This window comes from Streptomyces sp. NPDC048392 (genome assembly GCF_043200575.1).
Taxonomy (GTDB): Bacteria; Actinomycetota; Actinomycetes; order Streptomycetales; family Streptomycetaceae; genus Streptomyces.
In genome coordinates, this window is sequence record NZ_JBICYB010000004.1 from 178267 (window position 1) to 200158 (window position 21892).

The following is a 21892-nucleotide window of genomic DNA, read 5'->3' on the forward strand; positions in this document are numbered from 1 at the left end:
CGCAAGGTGAGCGGTCATCGGGTACGCCGAAGGCCCCCCGTGTGCTACGGAGGGCCTTCGACCGTCGGTGCGCCGCCAGGGACTCGAACCCCGGACCCGCTGATTAAGAGTCAGCTGCTCTAACCAACTGAGCTAGCGGCGCCTGCTGACCTGCACGACTCTACCCGATGCCGACCGGTGCTCCGGACCGCCGCCCCTCGCCCCGCTCCCGGCCGGTTACATCATTCGGACCGTCAACATGCGAGTGACGACGACAGTTGAGAAGCTGACCGACATGTACCGAAGTGCACCGCCACGGGTATTTCCGACGGGAGTGTGAGGGGAATCGCATGGACACTCCCGTATTCGAGGAAATCGACCCCGCGAGCGACTGCGAATGCCCCGGCTGCCGTCACTGGCGGCGCGTCCTGCCGCATTCCCCGGCCGGTCGCGCGCTCGCCCATCCGGCGGCCTACCGTGCGCTGGTCGTGGCCACCGCCACCGCTTCCGCGACCGCCGTCACGGCCCTCGGCGCGGGGCAGGCCGCAGCGGTGCCGACCGCCGCCCACGCGCCCCACCGCCCGGGCGTTCCCGCAGGTGACGGCGCCGACACGCCCCAGGGGCCCAGGGCCCCGCTGCACGGTGAGACCGCCCAGAGCGCCCAGACCGCCCAGAGCGGCCAGACCGGCCGGCCCGCGGCGCCACCGGCCGGTGCGGAACTGGCGACCATCACCCGTACGGAGATCATCGACCGGGCCAGGACCTGGGTCGCCGCGAAGGTCCCGTACAGCACGACCGCCTACTGGTCCGACGGTTACCGGCAGGACTGCTCGGGCTTTGTGTCGATGGCCTGGAAACTGCCCGCGAACGAATGGACCGGGAGCCTCGGCACCATCGCCGACCGCATCACCGAGGAGGAACTCCAGCCCGGCGACATCCTGCTGTTCCACAACGCGGCCGACCCCGAGAAGGGCTCCCACGTGGTGATCTTCGGTGGCTGGACGGACGGCACGCACACCGCCTACACGGCCTACGAGCAGACCCCGCCGCACACCCGCAAGCTCGACACGCCCTACGCCTACTGGAGCAACTCCGCCAAGTACCTGCCGTACCGCTACAAGCAGGTCGCGGCGAGCAAGGGGATCGAGGCGGGCAAGGGAGCCGTGCCGGGCGGGGCGGGCGCGACGGACGACATGGGTGCGGCGAACGACATGGGTGCGGTGGGAGGGGCCGGTGCGGCGGACGGCCCGCTCCCGGCCGCCGGCCCCGCCTCGCACGGGGTGGCCGGGTACCCGGGCCGGGCCATGTTCCGGCCGGGCGCGGACAACCCGTACGTCACCCGGCTGGGCAGGCAGCTCGTGAGAAAGGGGTTCGGCACGCACTACACGAGGGGACCGGGTCCGCGCTGGGGCGAGGCGGACCGACGGGGCGTCCAGGCCTTCCAGCGCGCCCAGGGCTGGCGCGGAGGCGCGGCGGACGGCTACCCGGGCCCGGAGACCTGGCGGCGGCTCTTCTCGTGACCGCGCCGAGGTGATCACCCGTTCATGACGCGTCTGGCGCGGAGGCTGGAGCACGCATGAGTACCAACACGACATCGTCAACGACCCCTCGGGCCGCGGCGCGGGACACCGCCGAGCCCGCGGCGGAGACCGGACACCGGCCCGCCCGGCTCATCCACAACGAGGCCACCACGGAGATCCCCGTCCACCTGCTGTTCCGCGACGACCCCGACCCGGCACCGGTGCCGCTGCGGCCCGCGGTCGTCGCCCGCAGACAGACCACCGGGGAGCGGCCCCGCCCGCGGCGTCCCGTCGCCGCACGCCCGCGTCCGGTGCCGTCGGTCGACCCGGAGCTGACGGAGCGTCCGGCCCGGGTGCTGCCCGGCGCCGCGGGGGTGGCCGCCGGGTTCTGCGGGGCGGCCGGCTGCGCCCTCGCCTCCTGGTGGGCCGGGCTCGTACCGCCGCTCGCGGCCCGGGCGCTGGGACTGCCCGCGTACGCGGGTGCCGGGCTCGGGCTCGCGCAGTGGGCGGCGTACGCGGCCGCCGGGGCGCTGGGGATGTTCGGGTTCGGCGGGCTGGCCCGGGGGCGGACCGGACGTGCCTGGGTGCTCGGCCTGTTCGGCCGCTACCGGGGGACGGTGCGGCGCACCGGCCTGATGTGGGTGAACCCGCTGCTGCTGCGCCGCAGGGTGGACGTGCGGCTGCGGCACTGGCGCAGCGAGCCGATGCCCGCGGCCGACGGCCACGGGGTCGCGCTGCGCGCGGTGACGCTGGTGGTGTGGCGGGTGCGGGACACCGCGCGGGCCACGCTGGGCGTCGAGGACCACGAGACGTATCTGCGCGAGTGCGTCGAGGCGGCGCTGGCCCGGGTCCCGGTGGAGCCGCTCGGCACGGTCCGCAGCTCGGCGGACGTGGCCGGGGACACGCTGACCCGGCTGGTGGCGGCGGACGCGGCGCCGGTGGGACTCGAGGTGTTCTCGGTGCGGCCGGTCCGGGTGGAGTACGCCCCCGAGGTCGCCGCCGCCATGCACCGGCGCCGGATCGCGGCGCTGGACGCGGCGCAGCGGGCGAGCGTGCTCACCTCGGTCGTGGACTCGGTGGAGGACACGGTGACCCGGCTGACCATGCGCGGGCTGGTCGAACTGGACGACTACGAGCGCAAGGTGCTGGTGAAGGACCTGACGGTGGCGTTCTGCGCGGGGCGGGGCGACGCGAGGCCCTGACCCGCCCGGCGCGGGAGGGCAGCGCGTTTCGTTTTTGGTATGGACATGCTCAACGTGCGCCCATAATCTGAAACTTGGTCTAGACCTGCACGGCTCACTGAACTTCCCCACACGTCACAGGGAGCAGCAGTATGCGCACCAGGACCAAGTTGTACGCCGCCGCGCTGGGCATGGCGACCACCGGAGCCCTCGTCCTCTCGTCCGGCGGCGCGAGCGGCCACGGCTACACCGACCTGCCGGTCAGCCGGCAGAAGGTGTGCCAGAACGGCACGGTCAGCGGTTGCGGCGCCATCCAGTGGGAGCCGCAGAGCGTCGAGGGTCCCAAGGGCTTCCCGGCCTCGGGTCCGGCCGACGGGAGGATCTGTTCCGCTGGTCACGGCTCGTTCGCCGCGCTCGACAGCCCCAGGCAGCCGAACGGGCAGGCGTGGCCGACCACCCGGGTGAACGGCGGGCAGAGTTACACCTTCCGCTGGCAGTTCACCGCCCGGCACGCCACGACCGACTTCAAGTACTACGTCACCAGGCCGGGCTGGAACCAGAACCACAACCTGACCCGGTCCGACCTCAACCTCACGCCGTTCTTCACGGTTCCCTACGGCGGCAAGCAGCCCCCGGCCACGCTCTCCCACAGCGGCACGCTGCCGTCCGGGCTGAGCGGGCACCACGTCATCGTCGCGGTGTGGACGATCGCCGACACGGCCAACGCGTTCTACGCGTGCTCGGACGTGACCTTCTGAACGGGCGAAGGGCCCCCTCGCCTGAGCGAGAGGGCCCTTCCGCTGTGCGCCGCCAGGGACTCGAACCCCGGACCCGCTGATTAAGAGTCAGCTGCTCTAACCAACTGAGCTAGCGGCGCATGACTCGCGCCGTCCGCTTCCCGCGGTCGGCGACGACGAAAATACTACCCGGTCCCGGGAGGTGCTTGTGACCGGCCCTGGACCCGCCGGACCGGTCCGGGACCGGCCCTGGACCCGCCGGACCGGCCCAGGACCAGCCCGGGACCCGCCGGGACCAGCCCTGGACCCGCCGGATCGGCCCAGGACCGGCCCAGGACAAGCCCAGGGCCCCCTGCGGATCTCCCCCGATCCGCTCCAGCCTCGCCGGGGGAGAGGCCGATCCGCTCTAGATCGCCAGCGACAGCAGCACCGGCGCCGCGCTCCGGTTCAGCTCGTCCGCGGCCCGGCGCAGCCGGTGCGCGTGCTCGACCGGGAGCGACAGGGCCAGACACCCCACGGCGGAACCGGCGGTGATCGGGACGGCCGCGCAGACCGTGCCCACCGCGTACTCCTGGAGGTCGAGGACGGGCACGGTGGCCGGCTGGGACTCCAGCCGGGACAGCAGCAGCTTGTCGCTGGTGATGGTGCGCGAGGTCAGGCGGGCCATCTTGTGCCGGGCGAGGTGGTCGCGGCGGCCCGCGTGGTCCAGCTGGGTCAGCAGGCTCTTGCCGACCGCGGTGGCGTGCGCCGAGAAACGGAAGTCCACCCACTCGTTCACCTTGGGCGTGGTGGGGCCGTCGGCGTACTGGGTGACGCTGACCTCGCCGTCGACGTACCGGCTGATGTAGACGGCGGCGCCCACCGAGTCGCGCAGCCGGTCCAGGGTGCGCTGGAGCTTCTCGTGCAGCGCCTGCTCACGGCCCTGGGCCGAGCCCAGCCGGGCCAGCGCCTCCCCGGTGACGTACGCGACGTCGGCGCTCTGCTCGACGTAGCCCTCGCGTCGCAGCATGCGCAGGAGCGTGGTCAGTCGCTCCGGGCCGAGGCCGGACTGGCGGGCGATCTCGGTGTCGGTGACACCACAGGTGTGCCGCGACACCGTCTCCAGGACGCGCAGGGCGTCCTGGGCCGAGTGGTGCGGCGTGGTCGGCTTGTGCTGCAGCGCCACGGTGGTCTCCCCCTGCGCTAGCTCGTAGGCCCCTGTCCCTGCCTGTGCCCCCGGTCCGGACAGCGGATGCCCTTCACGATAGCCGCCAGGCGGCCCGGCGTGAGGAGGTGTTCGCGGGATTTCAGGGCCCCCAACTGCGACAGTGACCCACTGGCATATGCCAGGCGGCGTGCCCCAACGTCCCCACCTCGGGGGTCGGGGCACGCGCGGTGCGTGGTCACGGCGCCGCGCCGGGGGTGGCTCCGGTCACGAGGTGGAGCTGAACTTCGGGTCGCCCCCGGTGCTGAGCAGGGTGCCGCCCTCCCACAGGCCGATCTCCCAGTAGATCGTGGAGTTCTCCGGGATCTCGTCGTGGAAGCCGTCGCACACCTGCCAGCCCGCCGAGGAGCCGCCGTACTCGTAGCAGCGGAAGTTGTCGCCGGTCCGGTTCACCGTGCCGCGCACCTCTATGTGGTGGCCGTCGGCCAGGGTGTCACGGACGTAGAACTTGTCGCCGTAGGGCCGGAAGCATGCCAGGCCGGCCGTCGCGCGGGGGTTCTCGTAGCCGGTGACCTCGTTGCAGTTCGCGTCGAGCGTCGGGGAGGTCGACGTCGCGGAGGCCTGCTCCGAGTGGAGCGTGGCGGCGGAGGCGGAGCTGCCGAGGAAGGCGACGAGGGCGAACGCGGCCGTGGTGACGAACACGGGGGCGGTGAATTTCACGGTGGGTCTCACTCCTGCGGTGTGGAGGGCCTGGCTGGGGATACCTGTCCGATCGACGGGGCGGGTGGGCTTCGGGGTCCGGACCTCCCGCCCGGACCGCTCGTCCTGGCTATGGCGTATCCATGACGATATGGGTGCCTTTGTGATGCCGTAAGGCCTTTGTCGGACAAGCGTCGACGGAATCAGGCCCCGCTCGCGTCCTCGTGGGGCCGGGCGCGTGGGAGCCCGCGCGGAAAAGCCGCGGGTCACCGCACCGCCCGACGTCGGCCGGGCGGTGCGGTGACCCGCGGTGGGAACGGTGGCGCGCTGCGCGCCGTCAGAGCACGGCGCTCAGGAACTCCCTCGTCCGCTCGTGCTCCGGATCGCTGAAGATCTTCTCGGGAGCCCCGGACTCGATGACCCGGCCCGAGTCGAACATCAGCACCTGGTCCGAGATGTCGCGGGCGAAGTTCATCTCGTGGGTCACGCAGAGCATCGTGATGTCCGTGCTGCGGGCGATGTCCCGCAACAGGTCCAGGACGCCCGCGACCAGCTCCGGGTCGAGCGCCGAAGTCACCTCGTCGAGCAGCAGGACCTTCGGGCGCATCGCCAGCGCGCGGGCGATCGCCACGCGCTGCTGCTGGCCGCCGGAGAGCTGGGCCGGGCGGGCGTCGCGCTTGTCGGCCAGTCCCACCATGTCGAGGAGTTCCCTGGCCCGCTCCGCGGCCTCGTCCTTGGACATGCCGAGCACGGTGACCGGTGCCTCGGTGATGTTGCGCAGCACGCTCATGTTCGGGAACAGGTTGAACTGCTGGAACACCATCCCGATCTGCTTGCGGACCTCGCGCCGCTCGTTCTCGGTCGCCGGGAACAGCTTCTGCCCGTCCACGGTGATCGTGCCCTCGTCGGGCTTGAGCAGCGTCATCAGCAACCGCAGGATCGTCGTCTTGCCGGACCCCGACGGCCCGATGAGGGTGACGTGCTTGCCGGCGTCGACGGAGAAGTCGAGGTGGTCCAGGACGGTGTTGTCCCCGAACCGCTTGGTGACCTGTTCCAGGCGTATCAGCTCGCCGGTGCTGCGTTCGGGACCGGTCCCGGAGTTGGGAAGAGTGTCAGTGGGCAAGGCGTCGCTCCAGGGCTCGCAGGAAAAGGGAGGCCAGGTAGGAAAGCACGATGAACGCCACGCCGATCACCGTGAGCGGCTCCGTGAACTGGAAGTTCTCACGGGCGAAGAGCTGAGCCTCGCCGAGCATCTCCAGCACGGTGATCGCCATGAGCATCGGGGTGTCCTTGAGCATGGCGATCACGTAGTTGCCGAGGGCCGGCACCACGCGGCGGACCGCCTGCGGAAGGATGACCGCGATCCACGTCCGGTGCACGGGAAGGTTCAGCGCCGTGGCCGCCTCCCACTGGCCGACCGGCACCGCTTCGATGCCGGCCCGGTACACCTGCATCGTGTACGTCGAGTAGTGCAGACCGATGGCGAAGACACCCGTGGTCAGCGCCGAGGCCTGCACACCCCACTCGGGCAGTACGTAGAAAAGGAAGAAGAGCTGCACCAGGAGGGGGGTGTTCCGGATGAACTCCGTGACCACCCCGACCGGCCAGCGCACCCAGCGCGTCGGCGTGCGCATCAGCAGGGCCCACACCAGGCCCAGCGCGAAGGAGATCACCGAACCGAGGGCCAGGATCTGCAGGGTGACCAGCAGACCGTCCCAGAAGTGCGGCATGAAGTCGGAGACCGCGCTCCAGTCCCACTTCATCAGACAGCACCTCCCGCGTTGGTCGCCTCAGGCCGCTTCAGCGCGGCCTCGGTCTTGGGGGTCGGCGCCTTGCCGACCCCCGCCTTGAGCTTCTTCTCAAGGCCCCGCATGAGCCGGGTGAGCAGGAAGGCGAGGACGAAGTAGATCAGCAGGACGTACGTGTAGATCTCCGCGCTCTCCTGCAGCGCGAGACGCACGAGGTTGCCGCTGAACGCCAGGTCGCCCATGCCCATGAGGGACACGAGCGCGGTGCCCTTCAACAGTTCCACCAGCAGGTTCGAGAACGGCGGGATCATCTCCGGCAGCGCCTGCGGCAGCAGGATCAGGCGCATCCGCTGCCAGGGGGTGAAGCTGAGGGCGATACCGCCCTCGCGCTGTGCCGGGTCGACGGCCGCGATCGCGCCGCGCACGATCTCCGCGCCGTAGGCCCCGTACGTCAGGCCGAGGGCGAGCGTGCCCGCCCACATGGGTACGAGCTGCCAGCCGAAGGCCAGCGGCAGCACGAAGTAGATCCAGAAGATCATGATCAGGGCGGAGGTGCCACGGAACACCGTGGTGTACAGGCCCGCGAGGAGCCTGACGATCCGCGACTGATGAGTGCGGGCGGTGCCCACGACGAAGGAGACCGCAGCGCCCAGCAGGGCGCTGAAGACGAGCAGCTGGACGGTCGTCCAGACGCCCTCGGCCACGAGTTCCCAGAGTCCGGATGTCATCCGCCGCAGAGCTCCTTCGCGGTCAGATCCGTCATCTCGTCCTCGGTGAAACCGAAGGGACGCAGGATGCGCAGGAGTTCGCCGCTCTTCTTCATCTTGTGCAGCTCGACGTTGAAGGCGTCCCGCAGGGCGGTCTCGTTCGGACGGAATGCGAAGGCGCCGCCGTCGACGTGCGGCTTGCCGTCGACGATCGGCTTGAACGCCTCGGTCACCTCGGTACCGGACGACTTCTTCACCACCTCACGGGTGGTCAGAGCCGTACCGGAGAAGACGTCGGCGCGCCCGGTCTCCACGGCGTTGAGACCGGCGACCTGGTCCGGCACGATCAGGATGTCGTCCTTCGGATAGCCGGCCTCCACCGCGTAGGCGATCTCCGCGTAGCCGGTGCCGGTGGCGAACTTGGCCTTCTTCGCCACGACGTCCTTGTAGTCGTGCAGTCCGAGCGGGTTGCCCTTGCGCACGATGAAGGAGTCCAGCATCTGGTAGTCGGGGTCGGAGAAGATGACCTGCTCGCAGCGGGTGGGGTTGACGTACATCCCGGCCGCCACGATGTCGAACTGCTGCGACTGGAGACCCGGGATGAGGGAGCCGAACTCGGTCGGTACCGGCTGCACCTTTTCCACGCCGAGCCGCTTGAAGATGACCCTCGCCAGCTCCGGCGCCTCGCCGGTCAGCTCACCGTTCTTGTCGATGTATCCGAAGGGGATCTCGCCCGCGATACCGAGCCGGGCCACGCCCTGTGCCTTGAGCCGGTCGAGGAGATCGCCGCCTCCCACGTCGGACGACGTGGCCACGCGCGAGCAGCCGGCGGCTCCCAGCGCACCGAGCGCCGCGACCCCCGCGAGCAGCGACCGGCGAGTGGGCCCGGCTGTCCTGGGCCATTGGTCGGATATACCCCATGGAGGGGTTCTGTGTGGTCGAGCCATGGGCGCGCAGCTACCCGAAGGCGGAAAGGTTATGCCGATCGTTTTCAGTCCGATACTTCGGCCCGGCGCTCTTGACCGCAGGGCCGTCGGGCACTGCCATGGAGGGCATGGCTGATCGCTACATCGAAGTCTCGCTGGTCAAGCGCGGAATCACCTGCACGGCCCAACTGCTCGACGACCGGGCCCCGATCACCTGCGCGGCCGTCTGGGACGCGCTCCCTCTCGGCGGCGACGTGTACCACGCCAAATACGCCCGCAACGAGATCTACGCCCTCTTCCCGCCCTTCGCGGCACCCGAACCCCCGCTGGAGAATCCGACGGTAACGCCTATTCCGGGCGACCTGTGCTATTTCGCCTTCGCGGGTGCCGAGCTGGGCACCAAGGCGTACGGCTACGACCGCGAGGTCCGCCCCGGCACCACCCTCGTCGACCTCGCCCTCTTCTACGAGCGCAACAACCTGCTCCTCAACGGCGACGTCGGCTGGGTCCCCGGCACCGTCTGGGGCCGGGTGACCGACGGCCTCGACGCGATGGCCGAGGCCTGCAACGACCTGTGGCGCACGGGGGCGGCGGGGGAGACGCTCAGCTTCCGGCGGGCGTAGCGCCGTAGAGCGGGAGGGGCACCTCGCAGGCGCCGGGCCACGCGGCCCGCCCGGCGCCCATCCCCGCGCGTCCGCCCCCCGCGTCGGCTGCCCGCGGTGCCCATCCCCCGCGGCGTCCACCCCCGCGTCGGCTGCCCGCGCCGGCCATCCCTCGCGTCGGCTGCCCGCGGCGTCCACCCCCGCGCCGGCTGCCCGCGGTGCCATCCCCCGCGTCGGCCCCCCGCGCCGGCTGCCCGCGCCGGCCATCCCTCGCGTCGGTCACCCGCGCCGGCCATCCCCCGCGTCGGTCGCCCGCGCCGACCACCACTCGGCCGGTGTGCACGCATCCGGCCCGCGGCTACACGGACGCCGCTCCCGCCTCGTACAGCGCGTGGGCGGCGCGCAGGACCAGGTCGTCGCGGTGGCGGGCCGCGACGAGCTGTACGCCGACGGGCAGTCCGTCCCCGTCCGCCCCCACCGGCACGGTCGCCGCCGGCTGCTGGGTGAGGTTGAAGGGGTAGGTGAAGGGCGTCCAGCCCGTCCAGCGCCTGAGTCCCGAGCCCTTCGGGACCTCGACGCCCGCCTCGAAGGCCGTGATCGGCAGCGTCGGCGTCACCAGCAGGTCGTACTCCTCGTGGAAGCGGCCCATCCGGCGGCCCAGCTCCATCCGGACGTCCACCGCGGCCAGGTACTCCAGCGCCGAGTACCGGGCGCCCGCCGCGACGATCTCCCGCAGTCCCGGGTCGAGCAGCTCCCGCTGCCCCGCCCGCAGATGCTGCACCACCCGGGCCGCGCCGCTGAACCACAGGGTGTGGAAGGCGTCCACCGGGTCCGTGAAGTCGGGGTCGGCCTCCGTCACGTACGCGCCCAGCTCCGCCAGCCGCTCCACCGCCCGCCGCACCGCGCCGGCCACCGCCGGACGCACCGCCACCTGCCCGCCGAGCGAGGGGGAGTACGCCACCCGCAGCCCCCGTACCCCGCCGGACAGGGCCTCGGTGTACGACCCGGGGGCCGGGCCCAGCGCCGACCAGTCCCGGGCGTCCGGGGCGCCGATGACGTCCAGCATCAGCGCCGCGTCCGCCGCGTCCCGGGTCATCGGGCCGACGTGCGCGAGGGTGCCGAAGGCGCTCGCCGGATACAGCGGCACCCGGCCGTACGTCGGTTTCAGGCCGAAGATGCCGCAGAAGGACGCCGGGATGCGCACACTGCCGCCGCCGTCCGTGCCCAGCGCCAGCGGCCCCGCCCCGAGCGCCACGGCCGCCGCGGCGCCCCCGCTGGAGCCGCCCGCGGTACGCGACGGGTCGTGCGGGTTGCGGGTGACGCCGGACAGGGGCGAGTCCGTCACGCCCTTCCAGCCGTACTCGGGCGTCGTGGTCTTGCCGAGGAACACCGCGCCGTGCTCGCGCAGCCGGGCCACGGACGGTGCGTCCTCGTCCCAGGGCCCGTCCGGCGAGACGGCCCGGGAGCCGCGCAGGGTGGGCCGACCGCGCGTCAGCAGGATGTCCTTCACCGTGACCGGCACCCCGTCCAGCCGCCCGCACGGCTCCCCGCGCCGCCACCGTTCCCCGGCCCGCGCGGCCCGGTCCAGTGCCTCCTCGCCGGTCAGCCGGACGAAGGCGTTCACCTCCGGCTGGATCCGCTCGGCCCGCTCCAGGGCCGCCCGGGTCACTTCAACAGGGCTGAAATCGCCCTTGCGGTAACCTTCGACGAGCCGCACAGCGGTCAGCTCGGTGAGGTCGGTCATGCAGCACCCTCCCGCGTTCTCTCCTGGGGACGTCAGTGTCCGGGCACGTATCCGCGCTTCTTGTCGACCACGTTGGCCAGCGGCCCGCCGGCCGCCCAGCTCTCGAACAACTCCACGAACTGCGCGCCCAGTTCGTCCCGCCAGCCGATGGTGTCCCCGCTCATGTGCGGCGAGAGGATCAGCTCCGGCACCCGCCACAGCGCACTGTCCGGCGCGAGGGGCTCGTGGCTCAGCACGTCCAGGGCGGCGCCCGCGATCCGGCGCGCGGTCAGCGCCTCGACGAGGTCCTCCTCGACGACCAGCTGACCCCGCCCCACGTTCACGAACCGGGCGGAGGGCCGCATCACCCCGAACCGCCGGGCGTCGAACATGCCGCGCGTGTCGTCGGTGAGCGGCGCCGCCGCGACCACCCAGTCGGCCCCGGCCAGCAGCCGGTCAAGCTCCCGCGGCCCGTGGACACCCGGGCGCGCGGTGCGGCCGACCAGCGCGGTGGTGATGCCGAGCGCCTCCAGCGTCCGCACGATCGCCCGGCCGATCGGCCCGGAGCCGACCACGCAGGCGCGAGTACCGGCCACCCGCATCGACTCCCGGTGGCGCCAGGTCCGTTCGCCCTGCAGGCGCAGCGTCGTGGGCAGGTCCTTGGCCATCGCCAGGACGAGCGCGGCGACGTACTCGGCGATCGGCCGGTCGAAGACACCGCGCGCGTTGGTCACCACCGTGTCCGACCCGGCCAGCTCCGGGCACATCAGATGGTCCACGCCGGCGCTCGCCGTGTGCACCCAGCGCGGCCGCGGGCCGCCACCGGGCCACGCCTCGCGCACCGCGTGCGAGGTGAAGTCCCACACGAGCAGGACGTCGGCGTGCGGCAGCCGCTCGGCGAGGGTCCTCCCGTCGGCGTGCTCGATCCGGGCCCGGCCGGTCAGCCGGCCCAGACGGGGGAGCGGCTCGGCGTCCAGGACGAGGAGCGTGGGCGCGGGTGGGGGCGTGGTCATCGGCGGTCTGTCTCCGGTCGGTGGAAGCGGGGCGTTCGGGTGTTGACGGGGAAGTTAACCGGCTGTTGACCTGGGAGTGACGCGGGCGGATTGACCACGCTCGCACCGCAACCTACCTTCGTCAACACGGCCGTGCGTAACGGTGCGTTGCCCTCTCCTTTCTCAGTGTGAGGCCGGTGCGTGCCATGGACATCTCCTTTCTCGGCGGACCAGCTCCGCAACGCGGGGTCGGCGTGGTCGCCCCGTTCGACTTCGCACTCGATCGTGAGCTGTGGCGATGGGTGCCCGACGACGTGTCGCTGCACATGACGCGGACCCCCTTCGTGCCCGTCGAGGTCAGTCTGGACCTCGCCCGGATGGTCAGCGAACACGAAACCCTCGGCGAGGCGGTGCGCACCCTCAACGCCATCGCGCCCGAGGTCGTCGCCTACGCCTGCACCTCCGGCAGCTTCGTCGGCGGCATCGCCGGTGAACGCGCCATGTGCGAGGCGATGACCTGGGCGGGCGCGGTCCCGTCCGTCACCACCTCGGGCGCGCTGCTGGACGCGCTGGCCGAGCTGCGCGTACGCCGGGTGGCGCTGGTGACGCCGTACACCGTCTCCGTGACCCGCGCGCTGGAGGCGTACGTCGCCGAGGCCGGCGTCACCGTCACCGGCTGCGCCTTCATGGGGCTGACCCGGCACATCTGGAAGGTCCCGTACCGCGACGTGGCCGACATGGCACGCCAGGCCGTGCCCGCTCAGGGGTCGGCGGACGCCCTGTTCATCTCCTGCACCAACCTCCCCACCTACGACGTCATCCCCCAGCTGGAGGCAGAGCTGCGGATCCCGGTGATCTCGGCCAACCAAGTGACGATGTGGGCGGCGCTGCGCCGACTGGGTACCCCTGCGATGGGGCCGTACCAGGCGCTGACCGATCCGGCCGCGCGCACCGGCCCCGCGGCGACGGGTTCGGCCGGTCCCGCGGTGGTGGGGCCCGCCGGTCCCGTCGACCCCGCGGTGGCGGGTCCGGTCGGTCCCGCGGTGGTGGACATGCCGGGCGTCGGTGACGGCCCGGACACGGAACAGCAGCAGGAAGGGTGGACATGACAGCACTGGGGTTCCTGTACCCGGGCCACTCCGGCGAGGACGACTATCCACGCATCGAGCAGCTCCTGGGCAGCGACATCCGGGTGGACCTGGTGCACACGGACATCGGCGAGGACGCGCACCGGGTGGACGCGCTGCGCGAGATGGGCTCGCCGCGGCGTCTCGAGGCGGGCGTGGCGGAGCTGCGGCTCGCCGGTGCCGACGCCGTGGTGTGGGCCTGCACCAGCGGCAGCTTCGTGCACGGCTGGGAGGGCGCCCAGGAACAGGTGCGCGGCCTGGCCCAGGCGGCGGGGCTGCCGGCCTCCTCCACCTCCTTCGCCTTCGTGCACGCGGCGAAGGAGATCGGGGCGCGGCGGGTCGCGATCGGGGCGACCTACCCAAACGACGTGGCGCGGCTCTTCGCGGACTTCCTCGGCGCCGCCGGCATCGAGGTGGTCGACGTGGTCGGCTCGGGCATCATCACGGCGGCGGAGGTCGGCACCTGGACCGGGTCGGAGGTGCTGGCGCTGGCCCGCGCCGCCGACCGCCCGGACGCGCAGGCGGTGCTCCTGCCGGACACCGCGCTGCACACGGCGGCCCACATCCCGGCCCTGGAGAAGGAACTGGGCAAGCCGGTCCTCACCGCGAACCAGGTCACCATCTGGGAGGGCCTGCGCCTGGCGGACCGCCGGGTCAACGCCCCGGACCTGGGCGCCCTGTTCACCCGGGAGCCGGTGGTGCAGGCCTGAGCGAGTGGCGTGACACGGAGGAACCCCGGTCCCGCGTGAGCGGAACCGGGGTTCTCGTCGAGCGCTGGGCAGGCCTTGCACCTGCATTTCCCCACGGGAAGTGGGGCGTCTTTCCTTGGACCACCAACGCACTGCCCGCCGCCGGGGTTTGACTCCCGTGATCAGGCAGGATGAGCGTACCGCAGCTCCGCCCGGGGCGCACATCGGGCGGGGTCCTCTCCCCGGCCACGTCCGGGCCTGCCGGGTCATGGCCGTTCATGTACAGAGACGGTGGCCTCTGTTCTGAACGCGTCAGAACGTGTCTGAACTCTTGTCAGGTCTGAGGGGGCACCCTATTCTCACGGCGAGAAAGCGCTTTCCCGCCATGTGGTATTGACATGATCGCGACATGGCTTTCGTTCCGGCACGTGAAGGCGAGAATGGGAGACCGAGGATGAGACGACCAGTCGCGCTGCGACTCCAAGCGGCGCTGGGCACGCTGGCCCTCGCGGCCGCGGCCGGTGTGGTGCTGGCGATGCCCGAGGCGTCGGCGGCGGCCGGCGGTGCCACCGGCTACGCGACCCAGAACGGCGGCACGACCGGCGGTGCGGGCGGGCGGACCGTCCGGGCCACCACCGGCACCGCGATCCACGAGGCACTGTGCGGCCGGGCCGACAGCAGCACCCCGATCACCATCGAGGTCGAGGGCACCATCAACCACGGCAACACCAGCAAGGTCTCGGGCGACAGCTGCAACACCGCGGCCGACAAGATCGAGCTCAAGCAGATCAGCAACGTCACGATCGTCGGGGTCGGAAGCGGTGCGGTCTTCGACCAACTGGGCATCCACATCCGGCAGTCCAGCAACATCGTCATCCAGAACGTCACCGTCCGGAACGTCAAGAAGTCGGGCTCGCCCACCTCCAACGGCGGCGACGCCATCGGTATGGAGAGCGACGTCCGCAACGTCTGGGTCGACCACTCCACCCTGGAGGCCTCGGGCGGGGAGTCGGAGGGCTACGACGGCCTCTTCGACATGAAGGACAACACCCAGTACGTGACCCTGTCCTACAGCGTCCTGCGCAACTCCGGCCGCGGCGGGCTGATCGGGTCCAGCGAGAGCGACGTGTCGAACGGCTACGTCACCTTCCACCACAACCTGTACGAGAACATCGACTCCCGCGCACCCCTGCTGCGCGGCGGCACGGCCCACATGTACAACAACCACTACGTGAGCCTCAACAAGTCCGGGATCAACTCCCGCGCGGGCGCCAGGGCCAAAGTCGACAACAACTACTTCGAGGACTCCAAGGACGTCCTCGGCACCTTCTACACCGACGCGGCCGGCTCCTGGCAGGTCAGCGGCAACATCTTCGACAACGTGACCTGGTCCGAGCGCGGCGGGGACAACAACCCGGCCGGCCCCGACCCGCGGTCCAACACCACGGTGTCCATCCCCTACTCCTACAGCCTCGACGCCGCCTCCTGCGTGCCGGGTGTGGTGAGCGGCACGGCGGGCGCGAACAAGGGCCTGAAAGTGTCGGACGGCAGCTGCACACCGCAGAACCCGGACCCGACCGACCCCACCGACCCGGACCCGACCGACCCGACCGACCCGACGGATCCGACCGACCCGGACCCGACCGATCCGCCGAGCGGGACCAACCTCAGCCTCGGAGCCGGCTCCGACGGCTCGTCCAAGGCGAGCGGCACCAGCTACGGCAACGTCCGCGACGGTGACCTGAGCACCTACTGGTCTCCGGTCGGCACGACCGGCTCCATCTCCGTCAAGTGGTCCTCCGCCACCACCGTCTCCAAGATCAACATCCGGGAGGCGGCGGGCTCCGGGGGCACCATCGGCTCCTACCGGGTCGTCGACCACGACACCGGCGCCGTCCTGGCCACCGGCAGCGGAGCGGGCGTGATCGGCTTCTCGCCGGTCTCGCTGGAGAAGATCACCTTCCAGATCACCGGCGCCTCGGGCACCCCGAAGGTCGCCGAGTTCGAGACCTACGCGGGCTAGCGGCCGCGGGTAACGCCCGAAGCGGGCGGGGCGTGTCCGGATCGCGGCGCCGGGCACGCCCCGCCCTCTTGCGCGGGCGCGGGACAATGGACGGTGGCCCACTCCCACCGGAGTGCCCCGTACGCGGGGGAGGGCCGTCGTGACGTACGAGGAGGAGAAGACATGGCGGAGCCCACGCCGCGTCGGAACGAACCGCGGCTACGCCCCGCGCCCCTGCTCTTCGAGCCGGCGGAGGCGGCCGCCGACCCCGAGCACTTCTTCGACCTCGAGTCGATCGACGACCCCCGGGCGCTGCTCGAGCGGGCCACCGAGCTGACCCACGCGTTCCGTGCGGCGGCGGACCGGGCGATGGAGTTCCAGGCGGTCGCGGCGGCACAGCTGGCCGATCCGCGCCGGTTCGACCGGCTGACGACCGCCGACATCGCCGAACGTGCCGAGTGGACCGAGGACTACGCCAAGAAGATGGTGGAGTTCGGGCGGGACCTGATGCGCGGCGAACCGGCCGAGTAGACGGCCGGGTAATCCGCACGCATATGCCAGCGGGGTGGGCAAGATACTCCCTTCCAGGGCCCCGCGTCCCGGTTTCCCGCAACTCAGCGGAGCGGCTTCCTCACGCCGGGTAGATATGTGCGACATGAGCAGCGCACGCAAGGCCACGCCCCGTGTCACGGACGTCACCTCGGACGGAGCCGCCTGGCTGGCGTCGGCGGCCGCGTATCCGCGCAGCACGCTCGCGTTCTGGGAGGAGCGGCCCGGCGCCCCGGTCGTTCTGCCCTGCGGTTCCGCCTTCGACGTGGTGAGCGCCCCCGCGATCTTCGGGCGCCGGATGCTGGACCGGCTGTGGGACGACGGCCCGGGTTCGGGGCCGGTGGCGGAGTTCCGCGGCCGGACGCTGCTGTTCGCCGCGCCGGGCACCGCCCAGCGGCTGCCGTCGTTGCTCGGGTGGGAGGAGTGGAGCGCCCGCGGCCGGGAGGGGGGGCGTACGGGCGGGGTGCCGCCGCTGCTGTGCCACGGCGCCGGGGACGCGGTGACCGTCCCGGCCCCCGCGGGCGTGTCCCCGCGTTCCGGGTGCCGCTGGCTGGTGGCCCCGGACACCCGTCGGCCGTGGCTGCCGGGCCCGGAGATCCTGCTCTGGGCTGCTGTCCGGGCGGCCCGCGCGGCGGTACGGATTTCGATTTTTCCTCCCGTCGGCCAGGATGCTAAGGTCTACGACGTCAGCAGGCGCCGCTAGCTCAGTTGGTTAGAGCAGCTGACTCTTAATCAGCGGGTCCGGGGTTCGAGTCCCTGGCGGCGCACGTTGTCGATGGCGAGGCAGGTTAGCGGAAACGCGAACACTGTCTCGCCATCGTTGTTTCCGCGTGGCCCCGCCGTGCGTGGCAGAGGCTTCGCCACCCGCGCCCCTCGGCGCAGGGCACCGAGAGCGTCCCGGCCGGGCGGCTCACCCCGGTGTGATCTGCACCGTCCACGCCCCCGACTCCGTCCGCCCCTGGGCCTCCACCCGTACGCCCTCGCCCGGCACCGTGAAGCTCTCGCCGAGGGCCACCGGGGCGTCGGCGAGCGGTGGGTAGACCGAGTCCGCCCAGCAGGCCTGGCTGTCCGGGTGGGCGTCGATCACCTCGATCGGTCCGCCCCCCGACTGTGCCCCGCTGTGCACCCGGTACACCAGCACCCCCGCCCGGCATGCGGAGACGTCGTTGCCGACCGGCGTGCGCACCTCGAAGGCGAGCACGCTGCCCGCGCCCGTGCGCACCACGGCCAGCTTCGTGCCCTGCCCGAGGCCGAAGGCGGGAGCGCCGGCTGCGCCGGTCACCTCCACCCCCGGGCCCGCCCCCAGCGGCTCCAGCGTCAGCCGGGTCGGCCCGCTGCCCCGCACACAGGCCACCTGCCGGGGCCGCAGCCAGCCCAGCTTCCACTTGTGCCAGCCGAAGAGGTCGGGTGCGAGCCCGAACTGGCTGCCCATCAGATCCCAGTCGCCGACATGCGTGTCCCAGTCGCCCTTGCCGTCGACGGGCCGGTGGTAGAGGTCGGGCAGGTCGAAGACGTGCCCCGTCTCGTGGGCCAGGACCAGCCGGTCCGGCGGATGGTTCTCGAAGACCGTGACGACCCGCCGGATGCCGGTGCCGTCCGCCCGCAGGGGCGCGTCCAGGTTGACGACCTTCGTGGCGTCGGAGTCCACCCCGGGCGCGTCCGGGTCCGCGACGAAGTAGACGACGTCGTACCGGGAGAAGTCGACGTACCGGTCGGCCGCGTCCAGCGCGTCGTGCAGGTAGGCGGCCCGGTGCTCGGGGCTCCAGTCCCGCCGTATGGCGTACGACGTCGACGGGCTCGGCATCGGGATCCATCTCGGCAGCGGGTGCGGGCGGAGGGTGAACGCGCCGTACGAGGCCCGCCGGAAGAAGCTGCCGGTGGCCGGGAAGTGGTCGGCGGCGAGTTCGGCCGCTGCCGTCAGCGGCTGGGAGTCGGGGAAGGACAGGAACACCATCACCGCGTCCAGGACGCGGGCGGGCCGCGGATAGGTGGCGTTCCAGGTGTCCAGGCCCTCGGAGTGGTGCACCTCGGTGCGCCGCAGCGCGCAGGGCTCCGGGGAGAAGGGCTCGGCGACCGAGGGGGCCGTGATCAGGGAGGTCGCGGCGAGCGCCGACATCGTGGTGCACACGGCCGCGGTGCTGCGCAGTCTGGGCCGGGCGCCCGTCCCCGCCGCCCGGCGGCCCGCACCGTGGCCCGCGAGAGCCTCCCGGGGAAGTCGCCTCAGGGGGAGCCGGCGCGGCACATGGACCTCCGGGTGCGGTTGACGGGACGCCGCACCCAGCTTGTGCATGATTGTCTTATTACGCCCTGTTCGCCTGCACCGGATGGGTGAGCCGGCCGGGATGTCGCCGGAGCCGTTCCGGCCGACCTCCCGAAGACACTCACGGAACGTCACAACTGGTCGGAGGCGTGAAAGGCCCGTCCAGGTGTGAGCGGAAACGATCTGCCAGAGGGGTCGCCCGGTCCGGAACTCGGGACGGCGGCTGGAAGGGCCCGGTGTCAGCCTCTATGATCGGCACACTTTCCTGCACGAACAGAGCACGAACAGAGATCGAGGCACTGCGGGAGCGAGCGGTGGACGGAACCTCCGAAGGGCCGGCGCCCGCGACAGACCTCGGCCGGTCGGTCATCACAGAGAGTGACAGCGGTCTGGCTCCTCGTACTGCGCGTACGGGGTCCCCGGCCTACCGGTCGGTGTTCACCGCGGCCCCTCTCGCCATGGCCGTCGTCGACGCCGAGGGCCTGGTCGTCAGCGCCAACGACACACTGGGCACTCTGCTCGGCACCGACCCGGCCGCACTGGCCGGCCGCGTGGCGGCCGACCTCGTCGACCTCGCCTCCGATGCCGGTACCTGGCACGCCTACCGCGAGGTGCTGCGCGGCCGGCAGCCCCGGCTGCGCTGCACCAGACGGCTCAAGCGGGCCGACGGGCACTCCCTGTGGGCGCAGGTGACGGTCGAACCGCTGGCCGACTCCGGGAACAGCCCGGGTCTGCTGCTGTCCGTCGCCGACGTCAGCGCCCGGCGCGAACTGCAGGCCCGGCTGCGCCACCTCCAGATGCACGACCCCGTGACCCGGCTGCCCAACCGCGCCCTGTTCTTCGAACGCCTGACGGCCGCGCTGGAGGCGGAGTCGTACGAGCACGGCGGCACCGGCCGGATCGGCGTGTGCTACCTGGACCTGGACGGCTTCAAGGCCGTCAACGACACCCACGGCCACCGCGTCGGCGACCGGCTGCTCGCCGCCGTGGCCGAACGGCTGACCCGGTGCGCGGACGAGGCCGCCCACGCCCGGTCAGGCGTCCCGCTGGTGGCCCGGCTCGGAGGCGACGAGTTCGCCCTCCTGGTGGAGGACTCCACCGGCACCGACCAGCTCGCCGACCTGGCCCAGGCGGTCCTGACGGCCCTCCAGCCGCCCTTCGAGCTGTGCGATCGCAGACTGTCGGTCACCGCCTCGGTCGGCGTCGTCGAACGCCACACCGCCGGCACCACCCCCACCGCGCTCATGCAGGCCGCCGACACGACCCTGTACTGGGCCAAGGCCGACGGCCGGGCCCGCTGGACGCTCTTCGACCCCGAGCGCAACGCCAGCCGCATGACCCGCCAGGCGCTGGCCGCCACGCTCCGCCCCGCCATCGAGCGCGGCGAGTTCGCGCTGGAGTACCAGCCGCTGGTCGGCATGGAGGACGGCCGGGTGCGGGGCGTCGAGGCGCTCATCCGCTGGAATCATCCTCAGTTCGGCGTACTGGCGCCGAATCGGTTCATCGCGCTGGCGGAGGAGGATGGCTCGATCGTTCCCCTCGGCCGCTGGATCCTGCGCACGGCCTGCCACCAGGCCCGCCGCTGGCAGCTGGCCCACCCGGACGAGCCGCCGATCTTCGTCAGCGTCAACGTGGCGGTCCGCCAGGTCTGGGACTCCGACCTGGTCGCGGACGTGGCCCGCACCCTGGAGGAGACGGGCCTCGCCCCGAACCTGCTCCAGCTGGAGCTGACGGAGTCGGCGGTGATGGGCTCGGCCGGGCGCCCGCTCCAGGTCCTCAAGGCGCTCAGCGACATGGGCGTCCACATCGCCATCGACGACTTCGGCACCGGCTACTCGAACCTGGCCTACCTCAGCCGGCTGCCGGTCTCGGTCCTGAAACTGGACGGTGCCTTCGTCCGGGGCTTCCAGTACGACGCCGTGTCCGACGGCGCGGTCGCCGACGGCGCGGTCGCCGGGGCCGCCAACCCGGCCGACGAGGTGATCGTCGAGGCGATGGTCCAGCTCGCCCACCGGCTCGGCCTGACCGTCACCGCCGAGTGCGTGGAGACCTCCGACCAGGCGACCCGCCTGCGCCGCATCGGCTGCGACACCGGTCAGGGCTGGCTCTACTCCCGGCCGGTGGCGCCGGACCGCATCTCCGCGCTACTGGGTTCCGCCGGACCAGGACCGGCCGGGGTTCAGGCCGGCGTCGGCAACCCGTAGGCGTCGGCGATCAGCTCGTACGAGCGCAGGCGTACGTCGCCGCCGTGGGCGTTGGCGGTGATCATCAGTTCGTCGGCGCCGGTGCGCTTGCGCAGGTCGTCGAGGCCGGTCCGCACCTCGTCGGCGGACCCGTGGATGACGTTCGCGTTCCAGGACCGCACGAACTCCGACTCCATCGGGCTGAAGTCGTACGCCTCGGCCTCCTCCGGCGTCGGCACGAGCCCCGGGCGCCCGGTGCGCAGGCGGACCATGTTCAGCGCGGCCGCCAGCAACTGCCGGCGGGCCTCCTTCTCGTCGTCGGTAGCGAGCGCGGAGACGCCGATGAGGGCGTAGGGGGCGTCGAGCACGGCGGACGGGCGGAAGGACTCCCGGTACAGCTCCAGCGCCGGGATCGTGTTCTGTGCCGAGAAATGGTGGGCGAAGGCGAAGGGCAGCCCGAGAGTACCGGCCAGCCGCGCGCTGAAACCGGAGGAGCCGAGCAGCCACACCGGCGGCCGGTGCGCCGACTGCACGCCCCCGGGCGAGGTGGCCTGCACGGGTCCCGGCACGGCGTGGATGCGGCCGTACGGGTGACCGTCCGGGAAGTCGTCGTCCAGGAACCGGATCAGCTCCGCGAGCTGCTGCGGGAAGTCGTCGGCGCCCTCGTTGAGGCGCTCGCTGCGGCGCAGGGCGGCGGCGGTGGCCCCGTCCGTACCGGGGGCGCGTCCGAGGCCGAGGTCGACGCGACCGGGGGCCATGGCCTCCAGCGTCCCGAACTGCTCCGCGATGACGAGCGGCGCGTGGTTGGGCAGCATCACGCCGCCGGAGCCGAGCCGGATGCGGTCGGTGTACGCGGCCAGGTGGGCCAGGATCACCGCGGGAGAGGAGGAGGCGACGCCGGGCATGGAGTGGTGCTCGGCGACCCAGTACCGGTGGAAGCCCCGGGCCTCGGCGAGGCGCGCGATGTCCACGCTGGTCCCCAGGGCGTCGGTGGCGGTCCGCCCGGCCCCGACGGTCACCAGGTCCAGTACGGAGAGGGGGACGGGAGCGGCGCCGTGGGCGGTGCCCCGGATCTCCTCTGCGGCGTCTACGGCCATGGTGGGGTGCCTCCTGTGGTTGACGTA

Annotated in this window: 20 protein-coding genes and 3 tRNA genes; 11 read left to right on the forward strand and 12 right to left on the reverse strand. The window is 72.0% G+C overall.

All coding sequences use genetic code 11. From position 1 onward, the window contains the following. Positions 1–68: 68 nt before the first annotated feature. Positions 69–142: transfer RNA gene (locus ACGFYH_RS09030), tRNA-Lys, on the reverse strand. Between the two features lie 187 nt (positions 143–329). Between ACGFYH_RS09030 and ACGFYH_RS09035 the strand changes: the two genes are divergently transcribed. The 3 genes from ACGFYH_RS09035 (at position 330) to ACGFYH_RS09045 (ending at position 3438) form a co-directional block, all read left to right on the forward strand. Next, positions 330–1499, forward strand: a complete 1170-nt coding sequence (locus tag ACGFYH_RS09035) for a peptidoglycan-binding protein (protein ID WP_393802453.1) — start codon at positions 330–332, stop codon at positions 1497–1499. Between the two features lie 56 nt (positions 1500–1555). Further along, a complete protein-coding gene (locus tag ACGFYH_RS09040) occupies positions 1556–2701 on the forward strand; it encodes an SPFH domain-containing protein (protein WP_393802454.1) in 1146 nt (381 codons plus the stop codon). 131 nt (positions 2702–2832) lie between these two features. Further along, positions 2833–3438: a lytic polysaccharide monooxygenase gene (locus ACGFYH_RS09045; RefSeq protein WP_393802455.1), complete on the forward strand. Its 606-nt coding sequence runs from the start codon at positions 2833–2835 to the stop codon at positions 3436–3438. A gap of 45 nt (positions 3439–3483) precedes the next feature. Here the strand turns inward: ACGFYH_RS09045 and ACGFYH_RS09050 are convergent. From ACGFYH_RS09050 to ehuB, 7 genes are all read right to left on the reverse strand, one after another. Next, positions 3484–3557 (reverse strand) — tRNA-Lys (locus ACGFYH_RS09050). A 266-nt stretch (positions 3558–3823) separates the two neighbouring features. Beyond that, a complete protein-coding gene (locus ACGFYH_RS09055) occupies positions 3824–4582 on the reverse strand; it encodes an IclR family transcriptional regulator (RefSeq protein WP_393802456.1) in 759 nt (252 codons plus the stop codon). 246 nt (positions 4583–4828) lie between these two features. After that, positions 4829–5281, reverse strand: coding sequence for a hypothetical protein (locus tag ACGFYH_RS09060; protein ID WP_393802457.1), 453 nt, complete (start codon positions 5279–5281; stop codon positions 4829–4831). 316 nt (positions 5282–5597) lie between these two features. Next, on the reverse strand, positions 5598–6383 hold the full coding sequence (gene ehuA, locus ACGFYH_RS09065; RefSeq protein ID WP_393802458.1) for an ectoine/hydroxyectoine ABC transporter ATP-binding protein EhuA: 786 nt from the start codon (positions 6381–6383) through the stop codon (positions 5598–5600). Next, a complete protein-coding gene (gene ehuD / locus ACGFYH_RS09070; RefSeq protein WP_393802459.1) occupies positions 6373–7023 on the reverse strand; it encodes an ectoine/hydroxyectoine ABC transporter permease subunit EhuD in 651 nt (216 codons plus the stop codon). Before ehuD ends, ehuA begins: the two co-directional genes overlap by 11 nt. Next, a complete protein-coding gene (gene ehuC, locus ACGFYH_RS09075; protein WP_393802460.1) occupies positions 7023–7736 on the reverse strand; it encodes an ectoine/hydroxyectoine ABC transporter permease subunit EhuC in 714 nt (237 codons plus the stop codon). The genes ehuD and ehuC overlap by 1 nt, the downstream gene beginning before the upstream one ends. Continuing rightward, a complete protein-coding gene (gene ehuB, locus ACGFYH_RS09080) occupies positions 7733–8662 on the reverse strand; it encodes an ectoine/hydroxyectoine ABC transporter substrate-binding protein EhuB (RefSeq protein WP_393802461.1) in 930 nt (309 codons plus the stop codon). Before ehuB ends, ehuC begins: the two co-directional genes overlap by 4 nt. A 107-nt stretch (positions 8663–8769) precedes the next feature. On the opposite strand from ehuB, the gene ACGFYH_RS09085 reads away from it, so the two are divergent. Continuing rightward, positions 8770–9264 (forward strand): DUF3830 family protein, encoded by a 495-nt coding sequence (locus ACGFYH_RS09085; RefSeq protein WP_393802462.1) that lies wholly within the window; start codon positions 8770–8772, stop codon positions 9262–9264. A 337-nt stretch (positions 9265–9601) separates the two neighbouring features. Here the strand turns inward: ACGFYH_RS09085 and ACGFYH_RS09090 are convergent, their stop codons facing one another. Both ACGFYH_RS09090 and ACGFYH_RS09095 read right to left on the reverse strand, forming a co-directional pair. Further along, the gene (locus ACGFYH_RS09090; protein ID WP_393802463.1) at positions 9602–10987 is read right to left on the reverse strand and encodes an amidase; all 1386 of its coding nucleotides are present in this window, start codon (positions 10985–10987) and stop codon (positions 9602–9604) included. A gap of 32 nt (positions 10988–11019) precedes the next feature. Next, positions 11020–11979, reverse strand: a complete 960-nt coding sequence (locus ACGFYH_RS09095; protein ID WP_393802464.1) for a D-2-hydroxyacid dehydrogenase — start codon at positions 11977–11979, stop codon at positions 11020–11022. Between the two features lie 185 nt (positions 11980–12164). Here ACGFYH_RS09095 and ACGFYH_RS09100 point away from each other — a divergent pair, with 185 nt between their 5' ends. The 6 genes from ACGFYH_RS09100 (at position 12165) to ACGFYH_RS09125 (ending at position 17092) form a co-directional block, all read left to right on the forward strand. Next, complete coding sequence (locus ACGFYH_RS09100) at positions 12165–13067, forward strand: decarboxylase (protein WP_393802465.1); 903 nt, start codon at positions 12165–12167, stop codon at positions 13065–13067. Beyond that, positions 13064–13795: a decarboxylase gene (locus tag ACGFYH_RS09105; RefSeq protein ID WP_393802466.1), complete on the forward strand. Its 732-nt coding sequence runs from the start codon at positions 13064–13066 to the stop codon at positions 13793–13795. The genes ACGFYH_RS09100 and ACGFYH_RS09105 overlap by 4 nt, the downstream gene beginning before the upstream one ends. A gap of 433 nt (positions 13796–14228) precedes the next feature. Continuing rightward, positions 14229–15797 carry a polysaccharide lyase family 1 protein gene (locus tag ACGFYH_RS09110; protein WP_393802467.1) on the forward strand — a complete coding sequence of 523 codons (1569 nt, stop codon included), beginning with the start codon at positions 14229–14231 and terminating at the stop codon, positions 15795–15797. Positions 15798–15959: 162 nt separating this feature from the next. Next, entirely contained in the window at positions 15960–16307 is a 348-nt protein-coding gene (locus tag ACGFYH_RS09115; protein ID WP_393802468.1) for a hypothetical protein, read from the forward strand. A gap of 124 nt (positions 16308–16431) precedes the next feature. Then, entirely contained in the window at positions 16432–17028 is a 597-nt protein-coding gene (locus tag ACGFYH_RS09120) for a bifunctional DNA primase/polymerase (protein ID WP_393802469.1), read from the forward strand. Beyond that, a tRNA-Lys gene (locus ACGFYH_RS09125) sits at positions 17019–17092 on the forward strand. Before ACGFYH_RS09120 ends, ACGFYH_RS09125 begins: the two co-directional genes overlap by 10 nt. 143 nt (positions 17093–17235) lie before the next feature. Here the strand turns inward: ACGFYH_RS09125 and ACGFYH_RS09130 are convergent. Next, a complete protein-coding gene (locus tag ACGFYH_RS09130; protein ID WP_393802470.1) occupies positions 17236–18615 on the reverse strand; it encodes a M6 family metalloprotease domain-containing protein in 1380 nt (459 codons plus the stop codon). A gap of 284 nt (positions 18616–18899) precedes the next feature. Between ACGFYH_RS09130 and ACGFYH_RS09135 the strand changes: the two genes are divergently transcribed. After that, complete coding sequence (locus ACGFYH_RS09135) at positions 18900–20789, forward strand: putative bifunctional diguanylate cyclase/phosphodiesterase (protein WP_393802471.1); 1890 nt, start codon at positions 18900–18902, stop codon at positions 20787–20789. Here ACGFYH_RS09135 and ACGFYH_RS09140 read toward each other — a convergent pair. Then, the gene (locus ACGFYH_RS09140) at positions 20765–21865 is read right to left on the reverse strand and encodes an LLM class flavin-dependent oxidoreductase (protein ID WP_393802472.1); all 1101 of its coding nucleotides are present in this window, start codon (positions 21863–21865) and stop codon (positions 20765–20767) included. The two genes, ACGFYH_RS09135 and ACGFYH_RS09140, sit on opposite strands and share 25 nt — an antisense overlap. Positions 21866–21892 lie beyond the last annotated feature (27 nt).